The 9,978-nt window shown below is 39.4% G+C and carries 9 protein-coding genes and 1 pseudogene; 8 read left to right on the top strand and 2 right to left on the bottom strand.

Annotation, left to right across the window (positions count from 1 at the left end; genetic code table 11):
- On the top strand, positions 1 to 242 hold a 242-nt coding region (locus tag ADA55_RS14955), incomplete at its 5' end, for a DDE-type integrase/transposase/recombinase (protein ID WP_048685261.1).
- A gap of 300 nt (positions 243 to 542) precedes the next feature.
- Here the strand turns inward: ADA55_RS14955 and ADA55_RS14950 are convergent.
- A complete protein-coding gene (locus ADA55_RS14950) occupies positions 543 to 1,949 on the bottom strand; it encodes a sigma-54 interaction domain-containing protein (RefSeq protein WP_048685258.1) in 1,407 nt (468 codons plus the stop codon).
- Positions 1,950 to 2,247: 298 nt separating this feature from the next.
- Here ADA55_RS14950 and ADA55_RS14945 point away from each other — a divergent pair, with 298 nt between their 5' ends.
- From ADA55_RS14945 to ADA55_RS14930, 5 genes are all read left to right on the top strand, one after another.
- Complete coding sequence (locus ADA55_RS14945; RefSeq protein WP_048685256.1) at positions 2,248 to 3,483, top strand: M20 family metallo-hydrolase; 1,236 nt, start codon at positions 2,248 to 2,250, stop codon at positions 3,481 to 3,483.
- Between the two features lie 74 nt (positions 3,484 to 3,557).
- Positions 3,558 to 5,186 carry an amidohydrolase gene (locus ADA55_RS14940; protein ID WP_048685255.1) on the top strand — a complete coding sequence of 543 codons (1,629 nt, stop codon included), beginning with the start codon at positions 3,558 to 3,560 and terminating at the stop codon, positions 5,184 to 5,186.
- Complete coding sequence (locus ADA55_RS30525) at positions 5,179 to 5,442, top strand: hypothetical protein (RefSeq protein WP_065421160.1); 264 nt, start codon at positions 5,179 to 5,181, stop codon at positions 5,440 to 5,442. The genes ADA55_RS14940 and ADA55_RS30525 overlap by 8 nt, the downstream gene beginning before the upstream one ends.
- On the top strand, positions 5,409 to 6,689 hold the full coding sequence (locus ADA55_RS14935; protein WP_226990474.1) for a sodium:solute symporter family protein: 1,281 nt from the start codon (positions 5,409 to 5,411) through the stop codon (positions 6,687 to 6,689). The genes ADA55_RS30525 and ADA55_RS14935 overlap by 34 nt, the downstream gene beginning before the upstream one ends.
- Before the next feature lie 134 nt (positions 6,690 to 6,823).
- Positions 6,824 to 8,026 carry an MFS transporter gene (locus ADA55_RS14930; protein WP_048685252.1) on the top strand — a complete coding sequence of 401 codons (1,203 nt, stop codon included), beginning with the start codon at positions 6,824 to 6,826 and terminating at the stop codon, positions 8,024 to 8,026.
- A 35-nt stretch (positions 8,027 to 8,061) separates the two neighbouring features.
- On the opposite strand, the pseudogene ADA55_RS14925 reads toward ADA55_RS14930, so the two are convergent.
- Positions 8,062 to 8,319, bottom strand: a pseudogene (locus ADA55_RS14925) (DDE-type integrase/transposase/recombinase); the annotation flags it as partial.
- Positions 8,320 to 8,937: 618 nt separating this feature from the next.
- On the opposite strand from ADA55_RS14925, the gene ADA55_RS30050 reads away from it, so the two are divergent.
- Together ADA55_RS30050 and ADA55_RS14915 are read left to right on the top strand one after the other, a co-directional pair.
- Positions 8,938 to 9,129: a hypothetical protein gene (locus ADA55_RS30050; protein ID WP_048685250.1), complete on the top strand. Its 192-nt coding sequence runs from the start codon at positions 8,938 to 8,940 to the stop codon at positions 9,127 to 9,129.
- A gap of 33 nt (positions 9,130 to 9,162) precedes the next feature.
- Positions 9,163 to 9,867 carry an IS6 family transposase gene (locus ADA55_RS14915; protein ID WP_048685249.1) on the top strand — a complete coding sequence of 235 codons (705 nt, stop codon included), beginning with the start codon at positions 9,163 to 9,165 and terminating at the stop codon, positions 9,865 to 9,867.
- Positions 9,868 to 9,978: the final 111 nt, after the last annotated feature.

The following is a 9,978-nucleotide window of genomic DNA, read 5'->3' as shown; positions in this document are numbered from 1 at the left end:
TGCCTGAAGGCATACAAATAAGGCAAGTTAAATATCTCAATAATATGGTAAAACAGGATCATCGTTTTATAAAGAAGCGAGTTCGTTCGATGTTAGGATTGAAATCATTTCGTACAGCCACATACATACTGAGTGGCATAGAAGCCATGCATATGATTAAAAAGAAGCAGGTTCATCAAGGGGTGAAGTCTGCCCAAAATCAAAAAGAATTCATCCATAAATTGTTTAGATTAGCTTCATAAGTTAGCAATTTAAAGGAAACTCACATTCTATGCTTCTAACGAGTGATTTTTGCACCAGAACCAGAAAAACTATAACTTTTAAGAGTCTAGCCTTTACTAAGTGTCATCTTAATAATAAACCTCCTATCCTATACTGAAAAGTGGGTTTTGGTGCAAACCTCGAATGCTGTCAAAATATAAATAAAAATATAACGTAAATACCGAAAGTTCTAGATAGTTTTTATTATAAAAGTGCACCATAAAGGATTTAATTGCGAATAAAACGGACGCATTTATTAGTTAGTATTCATTTAGATTTTGCTACCTAATTCTTTTTGCACCAGAACCATATTTTCTAACACGCCTCATCAGTAACGATTGGGTGATACCCAGCTTGTCCGCTGTTTTTCTCGTAGTTTTAAATTCAGCGTACGCCTCTTCGATAATCTCCCGCTCAATTGTTTCTAAAATATCAGTCAACGATTTTCCTTTCTCATATTTGTTAAGATTAAAAGCTGTTTTCTCTTTTTGCTGCATTTGAAAAGGCAAGTCTTCCAATCGAATTTCATCATGAGCCGAGATAATCACCAGTCGTTCCACTTGATTTTCTAGTTCTCTAATATTTCCTGGCCAATCATAAGCTTGCAAGTTTTTAAGCACTTCTTTCGAAAATTTGCATTCTCGCTTATGTTTTTTATTGTATTTTTTCAGATTAAATTGCAGCAAATCGATAATATCCATTTTTCTTTCTTTCACTGAAGGCACTCTGATTGGCAATACGTTTAGTCTGTAAAATAAATCAGAACGAAATTTTCCTTCTTGGACTTGTTGAAGTAAATCCCGATTCGTAGCGGCTATAATTCTCAAGTTGGCTGTTTGATGTTCTGTTCCTCCGATCGGCAGCCACTTTTTATGCTGGATGAACTGAAGCAGCTTTGCCTGCAGATGAAGCGGAAGCTCTCCGATTTCATCAAGAAATAAAGTCCCTTTGTCTGCCATTTTAATTAACCCAGCTTTTCCTTCTGAGTTGGCTCCGGTAAAGGCTCCTTTTTTATAGCCAAATAGCTCTGATTCTATTAAAGATTCTGGCATAGCTCCGCAATTAATTTCCATAAATGGTTCGTGACAGCGCTCACTCAATTGGTGAATCCGGTTGGAAATGACATTTTTACCCACTCCTGTTTCTCCAGTAATCAGCACAGTGGTGTCTGTTGAAGCGATTTTATCGACCATGCTGATTATAGATAAGTAAGCGGGGCTTTTCCCCATAAAAAAGTGTTCGGAAGCCACAAAGTCATTTTTTTGTCTAATCTTTATTATTTCTTGGCTATATCTTTTTAACAGTTCTTGGGTTTCTTCCAGCTGGGAATTAGTACGGACGGCTTCCGTGATGTCCCGGGCATGAGCAACAATTAATTCAATTTTTCCTTGTTCATTTTTGATGGGATGTCCTGAAGTAATATATTTACGATTTTGCACCGTTGTTTGCACTGTGCTAACTGTATTTTGTTTATTTAATACCATCTTGGTCGCAGAGGGCATAAAAACCCCTTGATTCTCCAGAGTATTCGCTGTTTTTCCGATAATCTTTGAGCGGGAGATATTCGCCAGATTTTCACATGCATGATTAAGCCAGAGAACCTTTCCTTGTCCATCGGCTATTAAAATACCGTCTGAAATCGCATTAAGAATACTAGTAAAGTAAACATTGTCGAATATATTTTTCATTTCAAGTCCCCTTTTAGGTGCTAATAGTTAAAATCTTTTTAATATTTTAACATGTTTTGAGTCTATATCGAATCAATACTTTTAAAAAAGAAAATAGATGGCGGTTAAAACAATTTTTAGAGTCTAAATCGACTCAAATCCCTATTTTCTTGAGTCGATTTCAATCTAAAAAGACGAAAAGTGATAAAAACTAGCTTTAAATCTACGATTTTCTTTAAAAAACAGGTAAAAACTTGGCTAGAAACTTGCTTAAGAAACAATAAGAAACAATATACTAGGAAAGGAGCTGCTAAGATACATGACAGAGCAAACTCAGCTTATAAACATTGAGCGGCTGATGAATACGATTGAAGAAAGTGCTAAGATTGGTCAGCTTGAGCAAGGTGGAATTGGCCGGCTGGCACTCACTGATGAAGATAAAAGCATGCGGGATTTATTTGTTCATTGGTTGGAAAGCACAGGATTGACAGTTCGAGTGGATGACTTCGGCAATATTTACGGAAGACGAGAGGGGAAAAATCCAAAGGCAGCCGCTGTTCTTATTGGCTCTCATCTCGATACCCAGCCGGAAGGCGGCCGATACGACGGAATATTGGGAGTTTTATCAGGATTTGAAGTATTAAAAGTGCTACATGAAAATGAAATAGAGTTAGAACGGCCGATCGAGCTAGTATGTTTTACAAATGAAGAGGGTGCACGCTTTGAGCCTCCTATTTTAGGAGCAGGAGGACTGGCTGGTGTTTTTAGTCAAGACTTTGTTTTTACCCGCCAAGATAAAGATGGAAAAGTCTTTTTAGATGAGCTTAAACGGATCGGTTATCATGGGGCCAAAGATCATCGGGCAGATAATATTTACAGCTATCTTGAACTTCATATTGAACAGGGTCCGGTACTTGAACATGAAAAATTGGATATTGGCGTAGTCACCGGAATACAAGGGATGAACTGGCTGGAAGTGAAGGTTACTGGACAAGCCGATCATGCAGGACCAACGCCGATGAACATGCGCAAAGATTCTCTAATGGCGGCAGCTAAAATGATAATAGAAATCAAAGAAACGATAAAAAAACATGATAGTGAAGCAACAGTGACTGTCGGCCGTTTATCTCTATTGCCAAATTCGATTAATTGTGTTCCTGGAGAAGTCGTTTTTTCCGTAGATATTCGTCATTCAGTTGATGCTGTGAGGGAACATTTACTTGGGTTATTGAAACAGAAAATTGGCATGATCGCCGCTACTGAACAAGTTGAACTTGAAATGAATCAAATTTGGGAGACGCCGGCCAGTCATTTTTCCTCTGAACTTATCCAATGTATTTCAGAGAGTGCGGAGCAGCTAGGTTACAGCCATCAACAGATGATCAGCGGGGCAGGACACGATGCCAAATACATAAATGAAATGGCTCCTACGGCAATGATTTTTGTTCCTAGTGTTGATGGAAAAAGCCATTGTCAGGAGGAGTTTACAAGACAAGAGGCGATCGAAAAAGGAGCAAATGTACTGTTAAACGTTGTCAGAAAATTGGCAATATAAAGTGCTCATGCTTATTAAAAAGAGATGGACGATTATGTCGAAGACACAACAAGTTTTAAACAAAGGGGGAAAATATGTACGCAGATCTTATTTTACACAACTCGGTCATTTATACTATGGATGAAACAAGGCCTACGGCTTCTAAAGTGGCTATTAAAAATGGGAAAATTGTCGCGTTTGACCAAGAGGCCGACCAGTATTGCGGTCCACGGACCCGCAAACTTGATATAAAAGGCAAAGTCGTTTTGCCAGGTCTCATTGAAAGTCATGCGCATCCTTTGCATTACGCCGCTAATTTATTAGAACTAGATTTACGCGCCGAAGTAACTCCAACTATTGAAAGTATACTTTCAGCAGTTAGAAAAAGGGCAGAGGAATTGCCAGAGGGAGAATGGATTATCGGTATGGGCTGGGATGACAGTAAGCTAAAGGAAAGGAGGTTTCCTACTATTGAGGAGTTAAGTGATGCCGCCCCTAATCATCCTATTTTTCTTAGGCGAACTTGTGTCCATAACGCAGTAGTTAATCGAAAAGCTTTTGAAGTTTGTGGACTCTCTGAAAATCCTGTTGACCCTGAAGGTGGCCATTTTCACAGAGATTCTGATACCGGCCAACTAAGTGGGCTTATCCAGGAAAATGCCATGAGTGAATTTTCAATTCCAACCATAACTATTGAACAACTTAAGCAAACGATGATTAAAGCTCAGCAACATTTTTTCGAATGGGGTATTACGACCGTCCATGAAATGGCTGTTAAAAAAGAAGAAATGATTGTCTATCAGCAATTACAAAAGGACGAGCAGTTTCGACTGAAAGCACGACTTTGGCTTTGGGCTATAGATCAAATGGGGTGGAAAGGTGTACAAGAAGAGACAATTGCCCTTGGAATCGAAAGTGGTTACGGGAATGATCGTTTGAACATACAAGGTTTAAAATATATGCTTGACGGCAGTGTCGGTGGAAGAACGGCTGCTGTATTAGACCCTTTTGAAAATGAAATGGATAACCACGGAATCTTATATATGTCACAAGAGAGAATAAATGAACTGGTCGCCGAGGCAGGAAGAAATAACCTGCGTGTATCTATTCATGGTATCGGGGAGAGAGCTATTGATATGGCTCTTAAGGCGATAAAGCAAGCTGGTGATCCTGAAAGAAATAAACAAATGCGGCACCGAATTGAGCATTGTGCGCTGGCAACTGAAGAGCATTTAAAGGAAATTGCTTCTAACGGCATTATTGCTGCTTCTTCGATTGGATTTATATATTCAATTGGAGATAGTTATTTGAACAATTTAGGGAAGGAACGGGCAGAAAGAGTTTTTCCTCACGCCTCATTTAAAAAGCATGGGATTAAGACACCGGGTAATTCAGATATGCCAGTGTGTACGGGAAACCCGTTTGCAGGGATATATGCGGCTGTGACACGAAAGACAGTAGGAGGAAATCAATTAGGGACTAAAGAGGCTATTCCAATAGAAGATGCCATTAAAGCTTATACAGCTGACGCTGCCTACAGTGGATTTGACGAAGAGATTATCGGAACACTTTCAATTGGCAAATATGCAGATTTGATTGTGTTAGATCAAAATCCTTTTCTGATAGACCCAGAAGAGATCAAAGAAGTTCAGGTTTTACTTACGATGATTGAAGGAGAAACCGTTTTTGAACAAACTTTAGAGGGGAGATGTTCCTATGTTTGATCCTAGTGTAAAGAGCATTATTTTAATAGCTGTATTTGTTTATTTAATTGCTACTCTGGCCCACTCTCTCTATTTTTATAGAGGAGTAAAAACAGCTGATGATTATAATGTGGCTGGCCGGTCGATACCAACATTCCCAATGATTCTATCTATTATCGGTACTGCGACTGGTGGGGCAAGCCTGCTTGGATGGATGGCTGACGCATATAGTACGGTCTGGGAATGCTCTGGCTGGTTTTCCCTATATACATTGTAACTATAATATGGATTGTATTCTTCTTGAAGCCAATTCGTAATTTAGGAACAAAGTTTAATTTAGTAACTATCCCTGATTATATCTCTCTTCGCTACGGTGAAAAAGCACGTATACCTGCACTATTATGTATATTGGTAGCTTATGCTGCCATTACCGGTTTACAATTTATTGCTATTGCTACCTTCTTAAATTTAATGTTTGGTTTAAATACAACAACTGGGATTATTATTGGTTGTATATTCCTTACATTTAAAACCTATATTGGTGGATTAAAGGCTGTTATTTGGTCCGATTCTGTCCAAGGAACTATTCAAACGCTAGGAATCATTATTTTATTTGTAACTGTCTATTTCCTTTCTGGGGGATGGGGTACTGTAAAAGAGAATGCCATGGCGATCAACCAACCTCAGCTAGTAGATTTATTTGGTATCCCAACCGCCAGTATTTTTGTATTTATTTTTACGCTTGGTGCTTACCAATTCGTTCGACAAGATAACTGGCAACGTGTTTGGGCGGCTAAAACAGATAAAGTTGCTGCAAATAGTAACTGGTTCGCCATTGGTATTGGTGTCGTTGCGAGTGTTTTCATCGTCTTAACTGGTGTTTTCACTAATTTAGGATTAAGTATAAAAACAGAGCAACCAGCCTTAATTTTCTACCAAGTAGTTAGTGAAACGATGCCGACCCCTATGGTTGTTCTTATGGTCATCGCCGTACTGGCAACAATCGTTTCTTGCGCTGACTCTTTCTTCATTGCTGGAGCTTCCAGCATAGCAAACGATATAATTAAACCTTATCTTAAGGTAACTGATCAGAAAAAAATGCTCCATTATAGCCGTTTATCGGTTGTTATTCTAGCAGCAATTGCTCTATTGTTAGCACTTACCATACCACAGCTCGTACCATTATGGATCGCTGGAACTGCAATGCTTACCTCTGGCTTACTTATCCCGGTTATAGCCGGAATGCTATTTAAAGGAATCAGTGAGAAAGCTGGTACTTTATCCATATGGGCCGGTTTGATTACAACGGTCGTTTGGCAAATAGCTGGTCAGCCGTTTGGCATTCATCAAGTATTTCCAGGGCTGCTCGCTTCAGCATTGACAATTGTAGCTGCTACACTTGTCACTAAGCCGCAAAACACAGCCCTTATTGAAGAAATGTCATACAATAATAATTTAGGTTCAAGTGACTTGCTCTATGAGGAAACTCTTCTAAATGAAAAGGCCAGTTCCAAGAATGCTTAATAAAGCGTTCCAAAAGTAATCAGCAGGAGCTGTTTTAATTGGCGAGGGAACGTACCATCGAGAATCTCCTGAGCGTTTGAGTTTAAAAAACCAAAAAAACAATTGGGACAGCCAATAAATTAGGAAGTGATATAGTGAAATCTTTGCATCCTATCCGGAATAAATATATTTTTTTAGCTGTTTCCTTTATTTTTTGGTTTTCTCATTTTATCTATATTCCCATATTGTCCCCTTATATTGAATTTAAAGGGGGACAATATGCCTTTATCGGTCTTGTATTGGGCAGCTATGGGTTGATGCAGTTTTTATTTCGTCTTCCTATGGGGGTTTTTTCAGATCTTGTAAAAGTAAGGAAGCCGTTTATTATATTTGGGATGCTGGTTAGTGCCCTCAGTTGTTTGGCTTTTGCTTTGACGGACAGTCTAGGATGGATCCTTTTATCCCGATCGCTCGCTGGAGTGGCTGCTTCTGCTTGGGTTGTTTTTACTGTTTTGTACTCCAGCTATTTTACGGACCAGTATATCCACCGTGCGATGGGAAGCATTTCGTTTGTTGTGGTGTTAGCGCAATTCTTAGGTATGAGCGTGAGCGGATTTATTGTGGATACATGGGGGTGGGCTGCTCCATTTTGGATTGGCGGAACGATCGGTATTTGTGGTGCGCTGCTGTCTCTTTTTGTTTCTGACTCAACAGGAGGGATTCAGAGAGAGCCTGTGAAAATAAAGGAATTGGCATCTGTTATACGAGAGCCGATGCTGTTAAAGGTGTCTTTGCTGTCTATTTTGGCGCACGGCATTATATTCACTACAATGTTTGGATTTATTCCTACTTACGCCTTACACATTGGGTTGAAGGCTAGTGAGGTCGGCTTCATCGTTTTTTCCTTTATGATTCCTCATGCGGCGGCTACTTTATTGAGCGGGAGTTGGTTTGTACCTAGGGTCGGCCAGTGGAAAACGTTGCAGATAGCGTTTGGGGCAACGGCCTTTTTCACACTTATGATCCCATTGATTGAAACAAAAGCTTTCCTTTGTGTGGTCTTGGGACTTAATGGGTTTTCAATGGGCCTTCTGTTCCCACTTTTTTTAGGGATGGCGATAGAAAGTATTTCTCGGGAGAAAAGAGCAACGGCAATGGGCCTCTACCAGGCAATATACGCTATCGGCATGTTTGCTGTCCCATTATTAGCTGGTATTCTAAATTCCTCTATCGGCATTGCCGCTGGCTTTTATTTTTCGGGTCTGTTGGCTATGATTGCTTTCTTCTTAATTGTGGTATGGAATCAAAATAGCAGTGAAAGTAAAGAAGGTGGTTCTGGTGCAAAATTAATGCAATAGAAACATGAAATGGTAATATCTTGTTAACTTTGAGATTAAGCAGCTACTCCGAACAACTTATGAATGAATTCAACCTCATTTTGGGCAGACTTTTCCCGTTGATGAGGTTGATCTTTTTTAACCATATGCATAGCTTCGATACCACTCAAAATATAGGTGGCTGTTCGAAACGATTTCAATCCCAACATGGAACGGACCCGTTTTTTTATAAAACGATGATCTTGTTCCACAATGTTGTTCAGATACCGTAATTGACGTACTCGTATGCCTTCTGGCATACTTTTTGTGCGACGGGCAGTCATATTGGGTGCTGACACAGTCAGCACCCTTCATTTCTTTTCTCTGACAGAGACGTCATCTCGATGAAACGACTGGTTGAAGAATAAAGAAAGAGAATCCCAGATGGTGAAAGTCCATCCCCGAGGAGACTGACCTAGCTCGGGAAACCTAATCTAGGGCAATATCGTGAGGTGTTGTCTGAAGGAGATGCGGAAAGTCGAGAGGCCCGCAGGTGAAAAGGTAGACCCTAATGCAATAAGTGTGAAGCACGGCGGCGGGATAAGTTGAGGAAGCCCTCTTAAAAGGCATTTTCTTTAGAAGTCAGATCGAGGAAATGTGACTTATTACGTGATGGTGCAGGGTATGTCTTGAAGGGAAATAGGATGACCCCGTGAGGTCTCCACCTTACCAAACAGGCAGGGTTCTAGTCTATAAGGGCAATCCGAAATGACAAAGAACAGGTGGAGAAGTCAGACGTTTTCATAGTACGGAAGTAGTTCAATGACTAAACATTGAATGAACGGAAAGGGAACGACCATGGCTCCAAGCCATGAACAAGATGTAATGCCAACAATCACGTTCCTGCGGTAAAACCGTTTGAATGTACATCAAGGAAAGGCGTGGAATACGCAATGAATCAAGAGTGGAAATTTAAATTACACAGTGTATACGGACAACTTCTATTTGATCGTAAACTAACTCAAAGCTTTGAACAAGTAAAAGCAAATAAAGGTGCCGGTGGAATAGACGGGGAAACGATAGAAGGTTCTGGTGCAAGAACTTCAAGACAATTGCAATTAACCTATAAATCTTGGACATACTGATACTATTACTCTAAAAAAAGGTGTGTGATCGGTATGAAAAAAGAAGATTTGTTCAAATGGAAGCACTATCAGTCTGAAATTATTTTGTTAACAGTACGATGGTACCTACGGTACAACTTAAGTTTTCGTGATTTGGTGGAAATGATGGAGGAGCGTGGCTTATCCATGGCTCATACAACGATTATGCGTTGGGTTCATCAATATGGACCTCAATTAGATAAAAGAGAACGTTGTCATCTTAAGCCAACAAATGACTCTTGGAGAGTCGATGAAACGTATATCAAAGTAAAAGGTCAATGGATGTATTTATATCGTGCAGTCGATTCAGAAGGGAATACCATAGATTTTTATCTAAGTGAATCAAGAGATAAACAAGCAGCCAAGTGCTTTTTCAAGAAAGCTTTGGCTACTTCTCATGTTTGTAAACCTCGTGTCATAACAGTGGATAAAAATCCAGCCTATCCTGTAGCGATTCAAGAGTTAAAAGAAGAGAAACGTATGCCTGAAGGCATACAAATAAGGCAAGTTAAATATCTCAATAATATGGTAGAACAGGATCATCGTTTTATAAAGAGGCGAGTTCGTTCAATGTTAGGATTGAAATCATTTCGAACAGCCACCTATATTTTGAGTGGCATAGAAGCCATGCATATGATTAAAAAGAAGCAGGTTCATGGGGTGAAGTCTGTCCAAAATCAAAAAGAATTCATCCATAAATTGTTTGGATTAGCTTCATAAGTTAGCAATTTAAAGTAAACTACACTCTATGTTTCTAACGAGTGATTTTTGCACCAAAACCAAAATTAGTTTCTTTAATATGATTTCGATTCCTTTAAAAAAGGAAAATGA

Source organism: Bacillus sp. 220_BSPC, assembly GCF_001054655.1.
GTDB lineage: Bacteria > Bacillota > Bacilli > Bacillales > DSM-1321 > Peribacillus > Peribacillus frigoritolerans.
The sequence above is the reverse complement of the archived record's forward strand: the minus strand, read 5'-3'. Positions and strand labels throughout refer to the sequence as shown.